At 58.1% G+C, this 20,087-nt stretch carries 19 protein-coding genes and 1 tRNA gene; 10 read left to right on the top strand and 10 right to left on the bottom strand.

The window, feature by feature from the left end:
• Positions 1-42 precede the first annotated feature (42 nt).
• Complete coding sequence (locus tag BOSE62_RS06240) at positions 43-1,008, top strand: alpha/beta fold hydrolase (protein ID WP_159643355.1); 966 nt, start codon at positions 43-45, stop codon at positions 1,006-1,008.
• A 24-nt stretch (positions 1,009-1,032) separates the two neighbouring features.
• Here BOSE62_RS06240 and ung read toward each other — a convergent pair whose 3' ends face one another.
• Positions 1,033-1,737: a uracil-DNA glycosylase gene (gene ung, locus BOSE62_RS06235; protein ID WP_159643353.1), complete on the bottom strand. Its 705-nt coding sequence runs from the start codon at positions 1,735-1,737 to the stop codon at positions 1,033-1,035.
• 133 nt (positions 1,738-1,870) lie between these two features.
• Here ung and BOSE62_RS06230 point away from each other — a divergent pair, with 133 nt between their 5' ends.
• Positions 1,871-3,004, top strand: a complete 1,134-nt coding sequence (locus BOSE62_RS06230; RefSeq protein WP_159643351.1) for a beta-ketoacyl-ACP synthase III — start codon at positions 1,871-1,873, stop codon at positions 3,002-3,004.
• Positions 3,005-3,019: 15 nt separating this feature from the next.
• The gene (locus tag BOSE62_RS06225; protein WP_159643349.1) at positions 3,020-3,424 is read left to right on the top strand and encodes a GFA family protein; all 405 of its coding nucleotides are present in this window, start codon (positions 3,020-3,022) and stop codon (positions 3,422-3,424) included.
• A gap of 154 nt (positions 3,425-3,578) precedes the next feature.
• Here the strand turns inward: BOSE62_RS06225 and BOSE62_RS06220 are convergent, their stop codons facing one another.
• From BOSE62_RS06220 to typA, 6 genes are all read right to left on the bottom strand, one after another.
• Entirely contained in the window at positions 3,579-3,980 is a 402-nt protein-coding gene (locus BOSE62_RS06220) for a VOC family protein (RefSeq protein ID WP_159643347.1), read from the bottom strand.
• Between the two features lies 1 nt (position 3,981).
• A complete protein-coding gene (locus tag BOSE62_RS06215) occupies positions 3,982-4,758 on the bottom strand; it encodes an enoyl-CoA hydratase (RefSeq protein WP_159643345.1) in 777 nt (258 codons plus the stop codon).
• Entirely contained in the window at positions 4,758-5,582 is an 825-nt protein-coding gene (locus BOSE62_RS06210) for an SDR family NAD(P)-dependent oxidoreductase (protein ID WP_159643343.1), read from the bottom strand. The genes BOSE62_RS06215 and BOSE62_RS06210 overlap by 1 nt, the downstream gene beginning before the upstream one ends.
• On the bottom strand, positions 5,579-5,971 hold the full coding sequence (locus BOSE62_RS06205; protein WP_159643341.1) for a hypothetical protein: 393 nt from the start codon (positions 5,969-5,971) through the stop codon (positions 5,579-5,581). The genes BOSE62_RS06210 and BOSE62_RS06205 overlap by 4 nt, the downstream gene beginning before the upstream one ends.
• A 15-nt stretch (positions 5,972-5,986) precedes the next feature.
• The gene (locus tag BOSE62_RS06200; RefSeq protein ID WP_159643339.1) at positions 5,987-6,304 is read right to left on the bottom strand and encodes a DUF3297 family protein; all 318 of its coding nucleotides are present in this window, start codon (positions 6,302-6,304) and stop codon (positions 5,987-5,989) included.
• Positions 6,305-6,462: 158 nt separating this feature from the next.
• Positions 6,463-8,283: a translational GTPase TypA gene (typA, locus tag BOSE62_RS06195; RefSeq protein ID WP_159643337.1), complete on the bottom strand. Its 1,821-nt coding sequence runs from the start codon at positions 8,281-8,283 to the stop codon at positions 6,463-6,465.
• Positions 8,284-8,423: 140 nt separating this feature from the next.
• Here typA and BOSE62_RS06190 point away from each other — a divergent pair, with 140 nt between their 5' ends.
• A complete protein-coding gene (locus BOSE62_RS06190) occupies positions 8,424-9,389 on the top strand; it encodes a bile acid:sodium symporter family protein (RefSeq protein WP_159643335.1) in 966 nt (321 codons plus the stop codon).
• Positions 9,390-9,477: 88 nt separating this feature from the next.
• Here BOSE62_RS06190 and BOSE62_RS06185 read toward each other — a convergent pair whose 3' ends face one another.
• Entirely contained in the window at positions 9,478-11,985 is a 2,508-nt protein-coding gene (locus tag BOSE62_RS06185) for an ABC transporter permease (RefSeq protein ID WP_159643333.1), read from the bottom strand.
• Positions 11,982-12,707, bottom strand: coding sequence for an ABC transporter ATP-binding protein (locus tag BOSE62_RS06180; protein WP_159643331.1), 726 nt, complete (start codon positions 12,705-12,707; stop codon positions 11,982-11,984). Before BOSE62_RS06180 ends, BOSE62_RS06185 begins: the two co-directional genes overlap by 4 nt.
• 17 nt (positions 12,708-12,724) lie before the next feature.
• Between BOSE62_RS06180 and BOSE62_RS06175 the strand changes: the two genes are divergently transcribed.
• The 6 genes from BOSE62_RS06175 to BOSE62_RS06150 all read left to right on the top strand — a co-directional run bounded on the left by BOSE62_RS06175 (position 12,725) and on the right by BOSE62_RS06150 (position 19,836).
• Entirely contained in the window at positions 12,725-13,441 is a 717-nt protein-coding gene (locus tag BOSE62_RS06175) for an arylesterase (protein WP_159643329.1), read from the top strand.
• Between the two features lie 160 nt (positions 13,442-13,601).
• Positions 13,602-14,807 (top strand): toxic anion resistance protein, encoded by a 1,206-nt coding sequence (locus BOSE62_RS06170; RefSeq protein ID WP_159643327.1) that lies wholly within the window; start codon positions 13,602-13,604, stop codon positions 14,805-14,807.
• Between the two features lie 6 nt (positions 14,808-14,813).
• Complete coding sequence (locus BOSE62_RS06165; protein ID WP_159643325.1) at positions 14,814-15,527, top strand: hypothetical protein; 714 nt, start codon at positions 14,814-14,816, stop codon at positions 15,525-15,527.
• A gap of 258 nt (positions 15,528-15,785) precedes the next feature.
• Positions 15,786-16,373, top strand: a complete 588-nt coding sequence (locus BOSE62_RS06160) for a carboxymuconolactone decarboxylase family protein (protein ID WP_159643323.1) — start codon at positions 15,786-15,788, stop codon at positions 16,371-16,373.
• Between the two features lie 11 nt (positions 16,374-16,384).
• Positions 16,385-17,656, top strand: a complete 1,272-nt coding sequence (locus BOSE62_RS06155) for a cytochrome P450 (RefSeq protein ID WP_159643321.1) — start codon at positions 16,385-16,387, stop codon at positions 17,654-17,656.
• Positions 17,657-17,775: 119 nt separating this feature from the next.
• Positions 17,776-19,836 carry a catalase gene (locus tag BOSE62_RS06150; protein ID WP_159643319.1) on the top strand — a complete coding sequence of 687 codons (2,061 nt, stop codon included), beginning with the start codon at positions 17,776-17,778 and terminating at the stop codon, positions 19,834-19,836.
• 157 nt (positions 19,837-19,993) lie between these two features.
• Here the strand turns inward: BOSE62_RS06150 and BOSE62_RS06145 are convergent.
• Positions 19,994-20,067, bottom strand: a tRNA-Gln gene (locus BOSE62_RS06145).
• Between the last annotated feature and the right edge of the window lie 20 nt (positions 20,068-20,087).

Raw genomic sequence — 20,087 nt, 5'->3', positions numbered from 1 at the left:
CGCTTTTTCGATAGAACAGCCTATCGGGAGAGGGCCAAAATAATGAAAAAGATGATCCGCATCATTCTGCTGTTGCTGGTCGTGCTGGGTGCGGCTTTCTTCGTTTTTCGGACGCCGGACACCGGCCGCACCGAGATGATCGCCAAATATGGCAATGAAGCCTCGCGTTTTGTTGAAGATGGCCAAGGCGCAAAAATCCACTATCGCGATGAAGGCAACAAGGATGGCCCCGCGCTGCTGCTGATCCACGGGTCGAACAGCCTGCTCCAGACATGGGAGCCGATGGTGGTTCTGCTGGGCGACAAATATCGCCTCATTTCGCTGGATCTGTACGGCCATGGCCTGACCGGCCCTCATCCGACCGGTGCCTATGATGCCGACACCAATATCGCGGCGGCGGTCCGGGTGCTTGATACTGTCGGTGTCGACAGGGCCTATTGGGTAGGCAACAGCATGGGTGGCTGGCTGACTTGGCGTGCCGGTCTGTCGGTGCCGGAGCGTATTTCAGGGCTGGTTCTGATCGACGCTTCAGGCGCGCAGGTCACAGAAAAGGTCAAACCCTATCTCGGTGCGAGACTGGCCCGGTCATCCATCGGGCAAATCTTGCTGCCGGAAATTACGCCGCGCTTTCTGGTTAAATCCTCGCTTGCAGAAAATTTTGCCCGGCCCGAGCGGCTGACGGAAGAACAGGTAGACCGCTATTGGGAATTGCTTCGCTTTCCCGGCAATCGCAAAGCGGCAGTGGATCGGGGCAAGACTCCGCGCCAGCCGGAAAAATGGGACGAGATCGGTACTCTGGAAATGCCGGTGTTGCTACTCTGGGGGGAACAGGACCGGGTCATTCCCGTGTCTCATGCCCGCGCATTTGAAGCCGCTATCCCGGACAGCAAGCTGATTACCTATGCCGACGCCGGCCATCTGCCTATGGAAGAAACGCCGGAGCAGGTGGCACGGGATATTGATGTCTGGATACAGAGTCTGGACGGAGCGGCGGTTGAACCGGAATAAAATCCAAATCGTGTCGTAGCTGGGCTAGACGCCGACGTCGGGCAGGCTCCAGTCAATCGGTGCTACGCCGTTTTGTTCCAGAAACGCGTTGGTTTTGCTGAAATGCTTGCAGCCGAAGAAACCGTTATAGGCGGATAGCGGCGAGGGGTGAGGGGCTTTGAGTACGAGATGCCTTCCGCCCTGTTCTACGCTCTGCACGAAAGCGGCCTTTTTCTGGGCATAGCTTCCCCATAGCAGAAACACGACCGGTTCCGGCTTTGCCGCGATCAGACGGACGATGGCATCGGTAAATATCTCCCAACCCTTGCCGCGATGGGAAGCGGCATTGGCCATTTCGACCGTGAGGACGCTGTTGAGCAGCAGCACGCCCTGCTCGGCCCAATGTTCGAGAAAACCATGGGCTGGACGGGGCAGGCCGAGATCGCTTTCCAGCTCCTTGTAGATATTGACCAGCGATGGCGGCGGGCGGACACCCGGTTGTACGCTGAAGCACAGGCCGTGGGCCTGTCCCGGACCATGGTAGGGATCCTGGCCCAATATCACGACCCGGACCTTGTCGAGCGGGGTGAGGTCAAGGGCGCGAAAATATTCCTCGCCTTTCGGGTAAATCTGTTTGCCGGCCGCTTTTTCCTGCAGCAAAAATTCCCTTAAACCGGCCATATATTCACTAGCAAATTCTTTGGCGAGCGGCTCTTTCCAGCTATCGTTCAATTGGACACGGTCGTTCATATCCGGTTGATAGCAAGCCCGAATTGATAGGCAAGGCATGATCGACCCGGCTTGCCAGTTTCGTTCGGGGAGATTACCGTCACCTTTCAGACGCCACCAGAAGGCGCGAGCGCAAAAGGAACAAGTTCTTCCCATGACCGACAGCAATATTCCCGTCATTTCCACAACCGGCCTGTTCACGCCGGAGAACAGCATAAGCAACGAGGAGCTGGTGGCCAGTTTCAACGCCTATGTTGATCTGACAAATCGTGAAAATGCCAACGCTATCGCAGCAGGGGATGCGGAAGAACTGCAGCACAGCTCGGTTGAATTCATCGAGAAGGCGTCGGGGATCAAGTCGCGTTTTGTACTGTCCAAGGACCCTATTCTTGATCCCGAAGTCATGTGCCCCCGCTTGCCGGAGAGACCCGACAGCGACATATCCATCTTGGCCGAAATAGGTGTCAAAGCCGCGCTGCAGGCGCTGAAACGGGCAGGGCGCAAACCGGAAGATGTCGACGCGGTGCTATGCGCATGTTCGAACCTTCAGCGCGCCTATCCGGCGATTGCTGTCGAAATTCAGGATGCTCTCGGCATGGAGGACGGTTTCGGTTTCGATATGAATGTCGCCTGTTCCTCCGCGACCTTCGGCATCCAGACCGCAGCAGACTATATCCGCTCGGGCAGCGCCCGATCGGTGCTGGTTATCAATCCGGAGATTTGCTCCGGCCATCTCAACTGGCGCGACCGCGACAGCCATTTCATCTTTGGTGACGTGGCCACGGCGATCCTTGTCGAAGCCAAGGATATTGCGCCGGCCCAGCATTGGGAAATCGTCGGAACGAAGCTCAAGACCCAGTTTTCCAACAATATCCGCAATAATTTCGGGTTTCTCAACCGTACCCATCCGGAAACCCGCGACAACAAGGATAAGCTGTTCGTTCAGGAGGGGCGAAAGGTTTTCAAGGAAGTGGTGCCCATGGTCGCCAATATGATCAATGAACAGACGAAACGGCTCGGTATCGAGGCTGGAACATTGCGCCGTCTCTGGCTGCATCAGGCCAATGCCGGGATGAACCGGCTGATTGCCCAGCGGGTGCTGGGGCATGAAGCGAGCGATGACGAAAGCCCGACTGTTCTCGACACATACGCGAACACGTCATCCGCAGGTTCTATCATCGCATTTCACAAACATAGCGAAGATCTGGGCGACGGGGATATGGGGCTGATCTGTTCTTTCGGAGCAGGCTATTCGGCCGGCACGGTTTTCGTGCGCAAGGTTGCGTGATCAGGGAGAATTGAGATGACAATGACAGGCCAGTGCCTATGCGGTGCGGTGAGCTACACAATCGAGGGCGATCTGCAGATGTGCGGCGTATGTCATTGTAAGAACTGCCAGCGACAGGCAGGCAGTTCCTATTCGGTTCTCTTCGCCGTTGCGGACGAGCAGATCGTGATCGAGGGTGTTCTCACGACCTATGATGATCAGGCCGACAGCGGTAATGTGGTCCATCGCCATTTCTGCGGCACCTGCGGGTCGCCGGTGAAGACGTCGCTACCGAACCAGCCGGGTATTACTTTCATCAAGGCAGGAACGCTGGACGATAGCAGCGTTCTTGATCCGCAAGTGCATTTCTGGACCAGCAGCAAGCAAGCCTGGGTCGAGATTGACCCGAAAATTCCCCAGATCGAAGGAAATCCTGGCTGATCAGAGACAGCATGCCTGGTGTTGAAATTTTATCAGGCTCTGGCGAGGACGGATTTATCGGTGGTTTGCAACCGGACAACGGCGAAAATGCTGCGGTCCAAAATCTCTATTCCGGCACAAACTGCTTTTTCCGCCGAGCGGCGATTGGTGCATATCATTCGCCGTGGAAATTCAACTCGAGCAGCACACCATTGGGTTCGCAAAAGAACAACTGTTTGAGCTGAATGGAGGGAATGTCGTTGAGACGATAGTCAATTCCGCGGGCTTCCAATCGTTTGGTGAACCCCAGATGATCGCTACAGTCCAGCGCGACATGGTGAATCGCACCGGTGCTAGGGCCGGCCTGCGTGTCTCGTTGATAGGCCTGCGTCATCTCTCTGGAATTGATATGAAAAATAGCGCGGCCGCTGTCGTCATATAGCCATTGTACCAGTTCTGGCGGTAACGGTGCGGGACCGTCCCGTACATCAAGGTCAAACATGTCGACGAAGAAGCGGGCGGTGCCGGCGAGATCATCGGTAATGATGTTGATATGGTCCAGCGCGTTGAGTTTCATATCAGGTCGTCAGCTTGCGGCCCCGTTCGATGACAGCCTGCCGGCGCTGTTCGACATCTTCCGCTGACACATTCCCGTTCCACGCATCAGTCGTCTCTTTTTCCAATGCCAGCGCGTCTCTGAAATTGCGGTCATAGCCGTCGAAGATCAGCTTCTTGTAGGCTTTGAGAAATTGGGGATCGATGCTCGCCATATCCGCTGCCAGGGCGCGCGCTTTGGGCATCAGTTCTTCTGGCGCGTGGACATTGTTGACCAGACCCCAGTCACACGCCGTCCGGGCATCGAGAAACTGGCCTGTAAAGCTCAGTTCGCAGGCTCGGGAAAGGCCTATGAAACGCGACAGTTTTTGCGACAATCCCCAGCCGGGTATGATCCCGACACGCGCGTGGGTGTCGGCAAAGCGGGCATTGGTCGAGGCGATACGGATATCGCAGGCGAGGGCCAGTTCAAAGCCGCCAGTGATCGCGACGCCATTGATCGCGCCGATGACAGGAACGTTCAGTGATTCCAGCGCCCGACAGGGATTGCGCGCCGGATTCTGGTCGGTGGCCGCGCCAAGGCCCTGTTCTCCCAGTTCCTTGAGATCAAGACCGGCAGTGAAGGCACGCTCACCCGCACCGGTGACGATAACAGCACGAATATCTTCATCCCGGGCAATATCCTGGCAAGCGTCGAACAATTCTGTCCGTAATGCATGGGACAGGGCGTTCATCGCCTCCGGGCGGTTGAGCGTGATGGTTGCAATTCCGTCGGCCTTTTCCAGCAATATCAGGGCCATCAGTCGCTCTCTCCCGCTTCATATTTTTCCGCTATCTGTGCGCCCAGCGCTGCCGTCATGGCAAAACATTGCTCCGGATCGCTCTGCCGCAACAGTGCAATTTGCTGTTCCATTCCTTCGGCGATCAGCAGTTCCGGTACATTATTGGCTACAGCCTCCAGGATCTGCCGCGCACATTCGTCCGGTTCCATGCCATTGTCGATCGCCGCATCGGATTTTCCGCGGCGTTCGCCTTCATTGGTCAGCGCGTTGCGCGAGACGTTGGTACGGATCGAACCCGGCAGGATATTGGTGACATGGATATTGTGCAGCTTTTCCGTTTCGGCGCGCAGGGCATCCATATAGCCGATCAGCCCGTGTTTGGCGGCGCAATAGGCGGTGCGGAGCGGCACACCGACACGACCCGCCACAGAACTGATCCCGACTATATGGCCGCCACCCGCGGCAATCATGTGCGGCAACAAAAGCTGGGACAGCCAGATCGGCGCGAGCAGATCGACATTGATGATCTTGTGATGCACGTCGGGATGGGTGTCGAGCGCCAGGCTCCGCTGGCTGATGCCGGCATTGTTGACCAGGATGTCGACCTTGTCCCTCCAGCCGCGGGCTTTCTCGACCTTTGCGGGCAGGGTGTCATAGTCGGTGGTTTCGAAGGGCAGGATGAGAGTATCGGTCTTGATACCGGCAGCGACTTGTTCCAGCGCATCGGTGCGGCGGCCCGATAAAATGATATGCGCGCCCTGATTGGCAAAGGCCTTGGCCAGCGCCTCGCCAATCCCGGAGGATGCTCCGGTGATCCAGACGATTTTCCCGTCAAATGTCATAAGTCCGCTCCTGTTTCTGCCGCTTTGGATTTTTTCCAGCCGACATAGCATAATGCCAGCATGATCACATTGCCCACAGCGTCAAGCAGCCCCATGCTGGTGAACACAGGATCGTGGACGGTGAAATAATAGTTGAAACCGAAAAACGGCACCAGCGCGATTCCGTAAACCAGAAAGGTCAGCGACGAAAAGCGGGAAAAAGCGGCGAACAGGCCCGACAGCAGCGCTTGCGCGCCAAAACAGGCGACAACGAACGGCAAGATACGCCCGTCTTCGCGATATTCGGGCAGCAATGTTGTATCGATCACATGCTGCGGGAAAAAGGCGGCCCAGCCCCCCAGAATGAAAAACACCAGCGCAATGAAAAACTGAATGCGCCTCGGTGTCATGTCGCGTTCCGTCAGCTACGCGCTTTTGGCTGTCTTCGGGGCATCTTCGCCCAGGTCTTCAAACCAGGCTTCCACTTCGCCGTTCAGCTTGATCAGCAAGGGATTGCCCTTCCGGTCCATGGTCTTGCCGGCCTGTACCTTTACCCAGCCTTCGGAAACACAATATTCTTCTATATTATGTTTGCGTGTCCCGCGGAAGTTGATCCCGATACCGCGCGATAGCAGTTCGCCGCCGTAATGCGGGCTACGCGGATTGATCGCCAGCCGGTCTGGCGGGATATCCGGTCCGGAAGCTGCGCTATCGGCCTGATCGGGCTTTTGATCTTCGGTCATGATGAAATCTCGTAATTTTAAGTCGGGAGCGCTTTGCCATAACTGTCGCGAAAATCAAACAGATGTTGTCTGACGTGCGAAGCGAAGAAAAATGCCGGCCGAAGACATGACCGGCAATTCCGGTCATTCCCGACCGGATTTCCGATTGATGGGGAAGTTTACGCCGCAGCCGCTGCCTGACGAGATGCTTTCTTGCGCTCGTTAGGGTCCAGATAGCGCTTCCGCAGCCGGATATTCTTCGGCGTCACCTCGACCAATTCATCATTGTCGATATAGGCGATCGCCTGTTCCAGCGTCATCACCGTTGGCGGGGTGAGGCGGACAGCATCATCCTTGCCGGTCGAACGGAAGTTGGTCAGCTGTTTCGATTTCATCGGATTGACGTCGAGATCGCCCGGCTTCGCATTTTCGCCAATCACCATGCCCTCATAGACGGCGGTCTGGCCACCGATGAACAATATGCCGCGTTCTTCCAGCGCATTGAGCGCATAAGGCACTGCGTTTCCGGTGCCGTTGGAAACGAGTACGCCGACCGGACGGCCTTCGATGACGCCCTTGTAGGGGCCGTATTTTTCGAACAGGCGGTTCATGATACCGGTACCGCGCGTGTCGGACAGAAATTCTCCGTGATAGCCGATCAGACCGCGCGATGGCGCCGAAAAGGTAAGGCGCGTCTTGCCGCCGCCGGACGGACGCTGCTCGGTCAGTTCCGCCTTGCGACGCTGCATTTTCGAGACGACCGTGCTGCTGTGCTCGTCATCAACGTCGATGACAACTGTTTCATAAGGTTCCTGGCGTTCGCCATTCTCTTCACGATACAGCACGCGGGGACGGGATATACCCAGTTCAAAACCTTCGCGGCGCATGGTTTCGATCAGGACGCCGAGCTGCAACTCACCGCGGCCCGCGACTTCGAAGCTATCCTTGTCGGCGCTTTCGGTCACCTTGATTGCGACATTGGATTCCGCTTCGCGCAGAAGGCGATCACGAATCACGCGGCTGGTGACCTTGTCACCTTCGCGACCAGCCATGGGGCTGTCATTGACCGAGAAATTCATCGACAGGGTCGGTGGATCGATCGGCTGCGCGGCGATCGGATCGGTAACCGACGGATCACAAATTGTGTTGGACACGGTTGCATCGGTCAGGCCGGCAAGCGAAATGATATCACCCGCCTTGGCGCTCTCTACCGGAACCCGCTCCAGCCCGTTAAAGGCCATGATCTTCGTGGCACGGCCGGTTTCGACTACCTTGCCGTTCATGTCGATTGCATGGATCGGCATGTTCAGATCGATCTTGCCGCTCTCGACCTTGCCGGTCAGGATACGGCCGACAAAATTGTCACGGTCGAGCAAGGTGACAAGAAATTTGAACTTGGCGTCGGGATCGACATCCGGCTCGGGAACATGTTCGATGATCTTGTCGAGCAATGGCGTGAGATTGCCTTCACGCACATCGGGCGTGTCACCGGCATAGCCGTTGCGGCCGCTGGCAAAAAGCGACGGGAAATCGAGCTGATCGTCATTGGCGTCGAGATTGACGAACAGGTCGAACACTTCGTCAAGGACTTCTTCCGGGCGACCGTCGGGACGGTCGATCTTGTTGACGACGACGATCGGTTTAAGACCGAGGGCAAGTGCCTTGCCGGTGACGAATTTGGTTTGCGGCATGGCGCCTTCGGCACTGTCCACCAGCAGAATCACACCGTCGACCATCGACAATATGCGCTCCACTTCGCCACCAAAGTCGGCGTGACCCGGGGTGTCGACAATATTGATACGCGTGCCTTTCCATTCGACACTGGTACATTTCGCGAGAATCGTGATGCCGCGTTCTTTTTCGAGATCGTTCGAATCCATCGCGCGTTCTTCGACACGCTCGTTTTCACGGAATGTGCCGGATTGGCGGAAAAGCTGGTCCACCAGCGTGGTTTTGCCGTGATCAACGTGCGCAATGATTGCAATATTGCGAAGAGACATATCTGATTCTACCGTAAGAGAGGATAGGGCGGCCATAGGCAAAGCCCCAATATTGCCGCGCCCTTAGCCTGTTTGGTGCTGCGCCGCAACATCAGAAAGCTTGCCAAATGCTGTTGAGCCATTCATTTGGCCCAATCACGATGCAAACCCTCCGCCTGATCCTGACCGATAAATTCATCTGGCTGCTCAGCGGAGCGGTGCTGCTGGCCACATTGATGCCCGTTCAGGGGCCGGCAAAGGAAATCGCCGGGATCGTGTTCAACGCCGGTATCTTTACGGTATTTCTGTTGCACGGAATCCGACTCGAACGTCACGAAGTAAGATCGGGTCTGCGCAATATCCGGTTGCAGGGTACGATTTTCATCTGGGTTTTTGGCGTGATGCTGGCCATTGGCCTGGCGCTTTCGAAACTGGTGGATCAGGTCCTGCCCGCCGATGTCGCGCTGGGCTTTCTGTTTCTGGGTGTCTTGCCGTCCACGGTGCAATCAGCGACAAGCTATTGCGCGATTGCAAAAGGCAATGTCGCCGCTTCGGTTGTGGCCAGTGCCGCCATAAATCTCGTCGGTGTTTTTCTGTCGCCGCTCCTGTTTGCCCTGCTGGCCAGTGCGGCAGGGGTCGAGATTACGTCAGATACGGTGATCAAGCTCGCCGCAATATTGGTGCTGCCATTCGGTCTGGGCCAGGCTTTTCAGAAATGGCTGCGCCCCTGGGTCATGCAGCACAAGGACCTGACGGGCTGGATCGACCGGGGCGCGATCGCGCTGGCGGTCTATGTCTCCTTTTCCGCCGCGATCATTGCCGGCATGTGGAGCCGGGTGAGCGGCGTAGAATTTGCCTGGCTGGCAGCGGCCCTGCTTCTGTGGCTCGGCCTGGCTTTCGGCGGCAGCTGGCTGCTGGGCGGCGTTATGGGGTTCGCACGCGGAGACCGGAAAACATTGCTATTTTCCGGCGCCCAGAAGAGCGTCGCCATTGGCGCTCCGCTGGCGGCGATCATCTTTGTTCCCGAGCGGGCCGGCCTCGTGATCCTCCCGCTGATTTTCTATCATCTCGCGCAATTGTTCCTGTCCGCGCCGGTTGCGGTGCGGCTGGCCGGGGACGAAGATTAACGAATCCTCGTCCGTTCGTCCGGAGCCCGTCGAAGGACCGCGCGTGGCGGTAGAGGCAGTTCGACGAGCTCAGTGTGAACGGGAAATTCTAGAGTTCTCTTAGGGCTCTGGCCGGTTTGGCCGACAATACCGGGATAGAACCCAGCAACCCAATCCCGAGAGTAGCCACCGCGCCGATGCCGAGCGTCAGCAGGACAATTGCCCAATCCGGCTGCCAGGTGAACTCGAAAATCTGGGTGATGACGAACCAGCCGGCAAACAGGCCGAGGACAAGCGCCACTGCAGATAATAGAAATGCCAGCAGCGCATATTCAATGGCCTGAACCGACAATATCTGCGCGCGGGTGGCACCGAGCAGTTTCAGGATCACGCTGTCATAGACCCGGGCCTGACGCGATGCGGCAATGGCACCGATCAGAACCGCTATACCGGAGAAGATCGCGATCGAGGCGGCAGCGGCAATCGCAGTCGCCATCTGGTCGAGTATATCGCCGATCTGGGAGGCGATTTCCTTGACCTTGACCATCGAAATAGAGGGAAATTCCTTGGGCAGGATGTTGAGCAGTCTATCTTCTTTGGCCGCGTCCATCTGAATGGTCGCCGCGACATTATGCGGGACATCGGCGAGCACGCTGGGCGGGAAGACCAGCACATAGTTGAAGCCGAAATTGCGCCAGTTGACCTTGCGGAACGAAGCAACCGTGGCCGGGATTTCCACGCCCAGCAGGCTGACCGTCAGGCTGTCGCCGATCTGCAACCCCATTGCCGCACCTTGCTCTTCATCAACCGAGACCAGCGGCGGACCGTCATAGTCGGCAGGCCACCATTTTCCGTCGGCGATTTCGCTACCTTCGGGAATGGTGGCGCTATAGGTCAGCCCGCGATCACCACGCAGCACCCACGCACCTTCCGGCAATGTTTCGAGTTCCGACACGCGCTGGCCACGAAATTCGGTAATCGATCCGCGCAAAGTCGGTACGATATTCACGTCGGCCGCTGTGGACGTCTCGGCGACCTTGGAACGGAACTCGTCCGCCCGTTCAACCGGGATGTCGAGCACGAAGAAGCTCGGCGCATCGCGCGGTACCGTCGACTGGATTTCGTTGGTAAGGCTGGTCTGGATAGCGGCCAGTGTGGCGAACAGTGTCAGGCCCAGTCCCAAGGCCACAACCAACTGGCCCGTCTGTGCCCCGGGACGATGAAGGCTGGTGAGGGCGAGCCGCATGAGCGGATGTTTCGGCCGCGGCGCCTTGCTCGCCAGCCAGCGGATCAGCGCCCCCAGTCCCGTCAACAGCAGCAAGATAGCGGCCGCCGCGCCGATGAAGGAGGCCGAGAACAGAGGCTCGTTGGCCGTGCCCAGGGCGAGCGCTATGATCGCTGCTATCGCAAGGCCAACACCGATCCAGCTTTGCCGGTCGATCTGGCGCCAGGATTTGCCTTCTCCCCGGATGATGCCCGCTGCGGGGATGGTCTTGGCCCGCGACAGGGGCGGCAGGGCAAAGATGATCGCGATCAGCAGTCCGTAGAGCGCGCTGACCAGCAAGGGCAACGGATAGACCGCAAATTCCGGCTTGATCGGCAGGACATCGCCGGCGATCTGGATGATGGCCAGCGGCGCCAGGGCCCCGACCACGAGTCCCAGAGCAATGGCGCCCAGCGCCACCGCCATGATCTGGAACAGATAGATGCGAAAAATCATCGCGCTGTCGGCGCCGAGTATCTTGAGCGTCGCAATCGCGCCCTGTTTGCCGCGCAGGTAGGAGGCGACACCATTGCCGACGCCGATCCCCGCGATAACAAGCGAGGCGAGGCCAACCAGCGTCAGAAACTGCCCCATGCGCTCGATAAAGCGCCGCGTGCTGGGCGCGCCATCGTCGCGCGTCTTGATCTCCCACGAAGCGTTGGGGAATTGGTCGGAAAGCCGGTCGCCGACTTCGCGCGGAACCGCTGTTTCAGGTAGCTTGAGCCGATATTTGCTTTCAAACAGGCTGCCGGGCTGGATCAGTTGGGTGGCGCGCAGACCGTCCAGTGAAGTGATTGCAACCGGACCGAGGGAAAGACCCTCGCTGAGCCGGTCTGGCTCTTCGGCGATAATGCCCGAGACCGTGAATCGGGCCTCGCCAAAGTCTATCTGGTCTCCGCTTTTCAGTGCCAGCCGCTGCATCAGTGCAGGGGTGACATAGATGTCCTGAGGGCCGGGTGCTGAGACTCTCTGGCCATTCTCGAGCGTGAAATTGCCATAGAGCGGATAGGCGTCATCGACGCCCTTCAGTTCGACCAGTTGCGTGTCGCTGCCATCGGGCAGGCGGGCCATGGCCTGCATGCGCAGCGTTTCGGAGAGGGTTCCCGCCTGCTTGAGAGCAGCCAGTTCCTCGCTGGTCGCTTCGCGCTGGGCTACCGCAATCTCCAGATCGCCGCCCAAAATCGCCTGACCGCGATTGGCCAGTTCTTCGGTGATCGCGTTGGTCAGGCTGCCGATGGCGGCCAGGGTGGCGACACCGAGGAACAGGCAGATGATCAGCAGCCGCAGCCCGACGAACCGCCCCCGCAGATCGCGGCGGGCAATGGTCCAGGCTTTGCCGAGTTCAGCGCTCACGCGGCGCTGTCCCGTTCGATCAGGCCGTCGCGCAATTCGATAATCCGGTCGCAGCGCTTGGCCAGTTCCGGATCGTGGGTGATGATGAGCAATGTCGCCGCAGTGGCTTTCTGGCGATCAAAGAGCAAGGTGATGATTTTCTCGCCGGTCGCGCCGTCGAGATTGCCGGTGGGTTCGTCGGCGAAAATGATCGTCGGCCGCGACGCCATGGCGCGGGCGATCGCGACGCGCTGCTGTTCGCCGCCGGAAAGCTGGGTCGGATAATGGCCAAGCCGGTCACCGAGACCGACCGCCTTCAGTTCCTTGGCCGCAATGTCGAAAGGATCGGGTTGGCCGTCCAGTTCGAGTGGTACCGCGACATTTTCCAGTGCGGTCATCGTGGGAAGCAGGTGAAAGGCCTGCAATACGATGCCGACCCGGCCCCGCCGGGCAACCGCCAGTTGATCCTCGTTCATCGCGCCAAAATCAGCGCCCGCGATATTGACCTCGCCGCCGCTAGCCCGCTCTAGACCGGACAGGATAGCCATCAATGATGACTTTCCCGAACCGGAGGGGCCCAGCAAGGCCACCGTCTTTCCCTTTGTGATCGACAGATCGATGCCGCGCAAAATATCGACGCGGGCGTCGCCTTCCCCCAAAGACAGGGTGACATTCCGGGCGGCAATCGCGATATGGGGTTCAACGGTGGCGGCGTCGCTTGGTGCGGCGGTTTTCTGGATCATGGGGGTAAGGATATCCGATGTTGAAGAATTTTATTACATATGGGTTCACACTGGCGTTTCTGCAACTTCTGATCGCTTGTGGCCCTGCCGCGGACGAGCAGCAAGCTGTTCGAGAGGACGTAGCAGCGGTTCCGGCGGACATGGGCGGCGATCAATCCGCAGCGACAGAAGAGGCCGAATTTCTGGTCGTCGCCTTTGGCGACAGCCTCTACGCCGGCTATGGCCTGGACCCGAAAGAAGGCTTCGCTCCCGAGTTGCAGGCCGCTCTGAAGGCGGCGGGCAAGGACGTTCGGGTGCACAATGCCGGTGTTTCGGGTGACACCACGGCCGCCGGGTTGCGGCGGATGGATTTTGTCCTCGACAGCCTGGAGCGGAAGCCGGACCTGGTCATATTGGGACTGGGTGGCAACGACATGCTGCGCAGCCTGAAACCGTCGGAAACCCGCGCGAATATGGAGGCGATGGTTAGGAAGCTGCAGGATCGCGATATAGCCGTCATGTTAACCGGTATGTTGGCTCCGCCCAATCTGGGCGCAGAATTTACCGATGAATTCAATGTCATCTATCCGGCACTCGCCAAGAAATATGATGTCGCGCTCTACCCGTTTTTCATGGACGGGGTCTTCGGAAATCCAGAACTCTTCCTGCCTGATGGCCTGCATCCTACCGCCGAGGGCATCGATGTCATCGTCGGCAAGATCACACCGCAGGTGGCGGAATTGCTGGAAGGCTGAGCCTTGTAGGATAATGGAAGAATTGGAAGCATGTTGCGCGGGTCCGCAAAAACTGTATTATATTAATAATACAGCAGTTGAAACGCTTGAAACGCGGGGCATTTGCATCCATTTATAGAGAAAGCCCCGCACTGGTGCCGGGGCAGGGAGGCTGAACAGAATGGCGACCGAAACAATCACCGCGACCGACGAACTGAAATTGACTCCGCCTGATCCGGTGGTTCCCGTCGCACCCGAAAAGGCCGCTGGCCTGGTGCCGGTCGGTGACGAAATAAAATCGAAACTGGAAGAAAAAGTCGACAGTTTTATCGCAGATTTGATCGCTCAGGACGAAAATAGTCCCGAATTCGGCAAGAAAGTGGACCAGATTACCAATATGGGCCGCAAGGAAATCGCCGAAGCGGCGGGCCAGTCCAACCGCTTTCTCGATCGTCCGATCCGGTCGATGGACGAGGAAAGCGGTATTGGCTCCGATCTCGCCGAATTGCGCCGCACGGTCGAGGATCTCGATCCGGGCAAGCGGGGCAATCTGACAACCAAGAAGAAGCTGTTCGGCATCATTCCGTTCGGCAACAAGATGCGCAATTATTTCGATGGCTATAAAAGCGCGCAAGGCCATATCGGCTCGATCCTCGACCGGCTTCGTTCGGGGAAAGACGAATTGCTGATGGACAATGCGGCGATTGACGTCGAGCGCAAAAATCTCTGGGCGGCGATGGGCCGGCTGGAGCAGATGATCCACGTTTCCAAGGTCATGGACCAGAGGCTGGAAGACAAGGCTGCGGAACTGGACGCGATCGATCCGGCCAAGGCCAAGGCGATCCGCGAAAGCGCGCTTTTCTATGTCCGCCAGCGGACCCAGGACCTGCTCACCCAGATGGCGGTGACCGTGCAAGGCTATCTCGCTCTCGATCTCGTCAAGCGCAACAATGTCGAACTGGTCAAGGGCGTTGACCGGGCGAGCACCACCACCGTTGGCGCGCTGCGCACCGGCGTGACCGTGGCCCAGGCGCTGACCAACCAGAAGCTGGTTCTCGACCAGATCAGCGCGCTCAACACCACCACCGCTGGCGTGATCGACAGCACCAGCGAAATGCTGAAGAACCAGACCGGCCAGATCCACGAGCAGGCCGCGTCGTCGACAATCCCGCTCGAAACGCTGCAACGCGCCTTCCAGAATGTCTATGACACGATGGACAATATCGACACGTTCAAGCTGAAAGCATTGGAAAATATGAAAACGACGGTCAATTCGCTGTCCGGCGAGATCGAGAAATCGAAGGGCTATATCGCGCGGTCGGAAGGGCAGGCGAAGGCGCAGCTTGAAGCGCCATCCGAAAACCCCCTGACAGCGCTGGAGGAATAGAGGCTGGTGCCAGAGACTAATCAGCAGATATTGGACAGCGCCAAACGGGCGTTGCAGGATTCGCAATTCCGGCGGTCGATCGGCAATCGCTCCCATCAACTGAAACGCGGCCATTTTTTCAAGAAATTGGGCCGCGCGGCGATATGGACCGCCGCTGTGCTGGTTGGAGCCAGCGTGATTGGCGGGATATTGAGCGGCATTGGCTTCTGGGGTGTGATGATTTCTGCCGGTTTGATCGCCGGCGGCATCTGGGCGTCGATGAAATTCCCGAAAATGAAAATCCCGACGCCGGAAACGATCGTAAAGTCCGACCTCAAGTCCTTGGCAGGCAAGACAGAAATCTGGCTGGAAAGCCAACGTCCGGCTCTGCCTGCGCCTGCGGTGCAGATCGTCAACGGTATTGGCGTGCAGCTGGACATGTTGTCGCCGCAACTCAACAAGCTGAACGAGGGCGACGCAGCCGCTTATGAGGTGCGCAAGCTGGTTGGTGAACATCTGCCCGAACTGATTAACGGTTATAAGGCGATACCGCCCTCGATGCGCGGAAAGGCCAATGACAGCGGTAAATCGCCCGACGAACAGCTGATCGGCGGCCTGTCGCTGATCGAAAAGGAGATTTCGGGTGTTACCCAGCAGATTGCCAAGGGTGACATCGACAATCTCTCGATCCGCGGCCGCTATCTAGAACTCAAATATGACAAGAGCGCCGAAGCGGAATAGCGCCAGTCCAGAGGCTCACAGCTGATCGCGGATCGTGCGGCATAGCGTGAGAGTCTAACCGTTTTGTCCTGCCTGAGACGCTTGGGCAGAGGCTAGCGGGCGGCAACCTGCAAATGGACGGTTTAGCCCGCAGATATGATCCGAACATCCCAGGCAATGCGTGCGCTCGCCCGATCCTTCTCCAAATCGACAGTATCGGGCCGCGCGAAAAGACCTAGCATAGGCAAGAAATATCATTGTCGGATTGGAGAGGATCGGATGAGCCGGATATCGAAACTGCCGCCTGAGGAATGGGATCCGCGGATCAGGGATGCTGTCAATCCCGATGCCGCCACCGATCTGGAGCAGGGGCTGGTCCGCTATTTCGCACATTGCCCGGAACAGGCGATCGGTCTGATGCAATTTGGCGGCGCGCTCAAGGCAGGCCGCAGCCTGCCGGAGCGGCTGGTCGAACTGGTCCGGCTCCGTATCGCGTTCTTCAACCAGTGCCGCAGCTGCATGGCGATCCGCTACACCGATGCCGTCAATGATGGCGTCGACGAAGGCGCGGTCTGTTCGCTGGAAAAACCGCAGGAAGCCGACGATCTCAGCGATGCAGAGAAAGCGGCCGTTCACTATGGCGAGCTGATGGCCACCGATCATCTGGCCATTGACGACGCGGTCCATGCGGGCTTGCGAGAATATTTCAGCGAAGCGCAGATCGTCGAACTGGGGATGACCTGTGCCTTTTTCGTTGGCTTTGGCCGGCTGGCAGCGACCTGGCACATGGTCGATGAACTGCCCGAAGCGTTCCGGAAAGCCGAGCGTATTGCGCCGTGGGGCGAAGAGACAATTCAGGTGCGTTAGGGAGAAACAACATGGCAACCAAGGCTGATCTTGATATCAATCTGTTCGATGCAGAAACGCAGAAATGCCCCTATGATGCCTACAAGACGCTGTGCGACGAAGCGCCGGTCTACAAACAGCCGGGCACGGATATTTACGTGATTACCCGCTATGAGGATGTCCGCCGCGTCCTGCTCGATCCGACAACCTTTCCGAGCAGCCCGAAAAAATTTGCAGCCTTCAACAAGACCGGTGCGACCGAGCGGCAACAGGTGGTGCAGCAGCGTTTCAAGGACAATGGCTGGCTGCCGGAACCGACCCTCTCGAGCCGGGATGATCCCAATCACAAGCAGATGCGGGCGATGTTCAACGAGGCTTTCAAGCCGAGCAAGATCAAGACCATGGATCCGCTGGTCGAAAATCTCGCCTACGAACTGATCGACGGCTTTATCGACGATGGCCAGTGCAACTGGGTGAGCCAGTTCGCCGTGCCGTTGCCGCTCTATATCATCGGCGAGCAGATGGGCGCGCCGCGCGAGGATATGTGGAAGATCAAGAGCTGGACCGATGCCTTCTTCCACCGCATTTCGATGATGCTGGACGAGGAAGCCGAGCTGGAAATGGTCGACCGCGAGATCGAGGGGCAGCATTATTTCCATCCCATTTTTGAGCGGCTGCGCGAGCAGCCCGATGACAGCCTGCTCAGCGAGCTGGTCAACCGGGTGATCGAGGAATGGGGCCGGCCGCTCAACGATAATGAACTGCACGCCGAGATGATGGCGGACACATTTGTCGGCGGTAGCGAGACGACGACCAATGCGCTGGCTTCGGGCCTTCGCCTGCTGATCGAGAACAAGGACGTCTGGGAGCAGCTGAAAAGCGATCCCGACAAATATATGAAGACCTTTGTCGAGGAAGTGGTGCGGCTGGAGTCGCCGGTACAGAGCCTGATGCGATTTGCCGGCGAAGAGGTGGAGATGCACGGCATTACCATCCCCAAGGGTGCGTTGCTTAATATCCGCTATGCCGCTGCCAACCGCGACGAAAGCGTGTTCGAATGTCCCGAGAAAATCGATCTCGAACGCAAGCGCGCCGGGGCTCATATGGGCTTTGGCTCCGGTGTCCACCACTGCCTCGGCGCGCCGCTCGCCCGGCGCGAGCTGATCTGGGGCTTCACCGCTGTGGTCGACCGGTTCGAGGATATGTGGTTTCTCGAGGGCAAGAATGATTTTGCCATTCACCCGCACTTCCTGCTTCGCTCGCTCAAGGAACTGCATATCGGTTTCACACCGAAGGCGCGCTGAGCCCGACTGAATATCGGCACAAAGGAGACGATCTTTTTATCGGCTGTTCCGGTGAACCATCTCGCTCAACCTGCGTAGGTCTGGGAGAAGAGATATGTTCCCCAACGAAGGAAAAGCCCATGAAAGACCTGAAACTTGGCGAAAACGGCGAGCCACGCCAGACCGCAACCGGTGACGATGATGTCATGACCACGCAGCAGGGTGTGCCGGTGTCGGACGACCAGAACAGCCTGAAAGCCCATGCCCGCGGCGGCACGATGCTGGAAGACCAGGTCATGCGGGAAAAGATTTTCCACTTCGACCATGAACGCATCCCCGAGCGCGTCGTCCATGCGCGCGGCTATGGCGTGCACGGCCATTTCGAGCTGACCGAGGCGATCCCCGAATTGTCCAGCGCCGATATTTTTCAGCGGGTCGGCGAAAAGACGCCTTTATTCTGTCGCTTCTCGACGGTTGCCGGCAGTAAGGGCTCTCCCGATGTGGCGCGCGACGTGCGCGGCTTTGCGGTGAAATTCTACACCAAGGAAGGCAATTGGGATCTGGTCGGCAATAATATACCGGTCTTCTTCATCCAGGACGCGATCAAATTCCCGGATCTTATCCATTCGGTCAAGCCGGCGCCCGATCGCGGCTTTCCGCAGGCGCAGAGCGCGCATGACAATTTTTGGGACTTCATCTCGCTGAGCCCGGAATCCATGCATATGGTGATGTGGGTGATGTCCGACCGGGCCATTCCGCGCTCGCTGCGTTTCATGGAGGGTTTCGGCGTCCATACCTTCCGGCTGGTCAACGCAGACGGCAAATCCCATTTCGTCAAATTCCACTGGAAGCCGAAGCAGGGCATGCAGTCGGTGGTGTGGAACGAGGCGCTGAAAATCAACGGCATGGACCCCGATTTCCACCGCCGCGACATGTGGGATGCGGTCGATTCCGGTGACTATCCGGAATGGGAACTGGGCGTGCAGGTGTTCGACGACAAATTCGCCGACGAGTTTGAATTCGACGTGCTCGACCCGACCAAGCTGATTCCGGAAGAACAGGTGCCTGTGAAGATCATCGGCAAGATGGTGCTCGACAATAATGTCGACAATTTCTTCGCCGAGACCGAGCAGGTGGCGTTCTGCACCCAGAATATCGTGCCGGGCATCGACTTTACCAATGATCCGCTGCTGCAGGGACGGAATTTCTCCTATCTCGACACCCAGCTGAAGCGGCTTGGCAGCCCCAATTTCACGCATATTCCGGTGAACGCGCCGAAATGTCCGGTGCGCCATTATCAGCAGGACGGCCATATGGCGATGACCAATCCCAAGGGGCGGGTCAATTACGAGCCGAACAGCTGGGACGAAGGCGAGGGACCACGCGAGGATCCGGCCAAGGGTTTCAAAAGCTATCCGGAAGAAATGGACGGCACCAAGCAGCGCGTCCGCTCCGAGACTTTTGCCGACCATTATAGCCAGGCGCGGCAATTCTATATCAGCCAGACGCCAATCGAGCAGGACCATATTGCCGCCGCGATCACCTTCGAACTTTCCAAGGTGGGCAAGGCTGCGATCCGCGAGCGGATGGTGGGCCATCTGCGCAATATCGACGATGATCTGGCGAAAAATGTCGCCGACGGCATCGGCATGGACAAGCTGCCCGAGAGGATCAAACCTGCGCGCAAGCCGGTGGATGATCTCCCGGCATCGGATGCGCTCAGCATGCTCAAAAATCCGCCGGAACGCTTTTCGGGTCGCAAGCTCGGCATCTATATCGCCGAGGGCGGCGATGCCGACCTGGTCGAGGCGCTGAAAAAGGCGGTCGAGGATGAAGGCGGCACCACCGCAATCATCGCGCCGCATATCGCTGGCGCGAAACTGTCGGACGGCAAGATGATGCCGGCGGACGAAAAGATCGACGGCGGTCCGTCGGTGGTGTTCGACGCCGTGGCGCTGGTCATGTCCGAGGATGCAGCCGAGAAACTGGCGAGCAACAAGCCTAGCCAGGATTTCGTCAGCGACGCCTTCGCCCATGTGAAGTTCATCGCTTATTCCGCAGGGGCCATGCCGCTGCTGAAAGCGGCAGGGATCGCCGACAAGATCGACGACGGTGTCGTGGAAATCGGCGCGACGAAGGACGCTGCGGACTTCCTCGCCCAGTGCCGGCAATTGCGCCACTGGGACCGCGTCTCGGGCTAATAGCGCGCTTTATCGGTGGCGCTGTGGCGCGACAAGAAAACCATCGAAGCGACAAGCGATCAAACGTTTGTCGCTTCGTTGCGTTTCGGCCCAACGGCATAGCCTGAAAGAGACCATTAAAGCGCTGCCAAGGCGAAACGCATGATGTGGGAAAAATTGGATCCCCCGTGAGGATTCGAACCTCAATTGACGGAGTCAGAGTCCGTAGTCTTACCATTAGACGACAGGGGAGTGCCGGTGCGCGGCAATAG

Source organism: Sphingorhabdus sp. 109 (assembly GCF_902506555.1).
Taxonomy (GTDB): Bacteria; Pseudomonadota; Alphaproteobacteria; order Sphingomonadales; family Sphingomonadaceae; genus Parasphingorhabdus.
Note: the sequence above shows the minus strand (reverse complement) of the source record. Positions and strands in the feature narration are given on the sequence as shown.

Excerpts from the sequence above, each read along its gene's own strand:
- BOSE62_RS06220 (WP_159643347.1), bottom strand. The coding sequence starts at position 3,980 with ATGAAACTCAACGCGCTGGACCATATCAACATCATTACCGATGATCTC.
- BOSE62_RS06180 (WP_159643331.1), bottom strand. The coding sequence starts at position 12,707 with ATGATCCAGAAAACCGCCGCACCAAGCGACGCCGCCACCGTTGAACCC.
- BOSE62_RS06155 (WP_159643321.1), top strand. The coding sequence starts at position 16,385 with ATGGCAACCAAGGCTGATCTTGATATCAATCTGTTCGATGCAGAAACG.
- BOSE62_RS06175 (WP_159643329.1), top strand. The coding sequence starts at position 12,725 with ATGTTGAAGAATTTTATTACATATGGGTTCACACTGGCGTTTCTGCAA.
- BOSE62_RS06170 (WP_159643327.1), top strand. The coding sequence starts at position 13,602 with ATGGCGACCGAAACAATCACCGCGACCGACGAACTGAAATTGACTCCG.
- BOSE62_RS06190 (WP_159643335.1), top strand. The coding sequence starts at position 8,424 with ATGCAAACCCTCCGCCTGATCCTGACCGATAAATTCATCTGGCTGCTC.
- BOSE62_RS06160 (WP_159643323.1), top strand. The coding sequence starts at position 15,786 with ATGAGCCGGATATCGAAACTGCCGCCTGAGGAATGGGATCCGCGGATC.
- ung (WP_159643353.1), bottom strand. The coding sequence starts at position 1,737 with ATGAACGACCGTGTCCAATTGAACGATAGCTGGAAAGAGCCGCTCGCC.
- BOSE62_RS06205 (WP_159643341.1), bottom strand. The coding sequence starts at position 5,971 with ATGACACCGAGGCGCATTCAGTTTTTCATTGCGCTGGTGTTTTTCATT.
- BOSE62_RS06210 (WP_159643343.1), bottom strand. The coding sequence starts at position 5,582 with ATGACATTTGACGGGAAAATCGTCTGGATCACCGGAGCATCCTCCGGG.
- BOSE62_RS06230 (WP_159643351.1), top strand. The coding sequence starts at position 1,871 with ATGACCGACAGCAATATTCCCGTCATTTCCACAACCGGCCTGTTCACG.
- BOSE62_RS06150 (WP_159643319.1), top strand. The coding sequence starts at position 17,776 with ATGAAAGACCTGAAACTTGGCGAAAACGGCGAGCCACGCCAGACCGCA.
- BOSE62_RS06200 (WP_159643339.1), bottom strand. The coding sequence starts at position 6,304 with ATGACCGAAGATCAAAAGCCCGATCAGGCCGATAGCGCAGCTTCCGGA.
- typA (WP_159643337.1), bottom strand. The coding sequence starts at position 8,283 with ATGTCTCTTCGCAATATTGCAATCATTGCGCACGTTGATCACGGCAAA.
- BOSE62_RS06225 (WP_159643349.1), top strand. The coding sequence starts at position 3,020 with ATGACAATGACAGGCCAGTGCCTATGCGGTGCGGTGAGCTACACAATC.
- BOSE62_RS06215 (WP_159643345.1), bottom strand. The coding sequence starts at position 4,758 with ATGGCCCTGATATTGCTGGAAAAGGCCGACGGAATTGCAACCATCACG.
- BOSE62_RS06240 (WP_159643355.1), top strand. The coding sequence starts at position 43 with ATGAAAAAGATGATCCGCATCATTCTGCTGTTGCTGGTCGTGCTGGGT.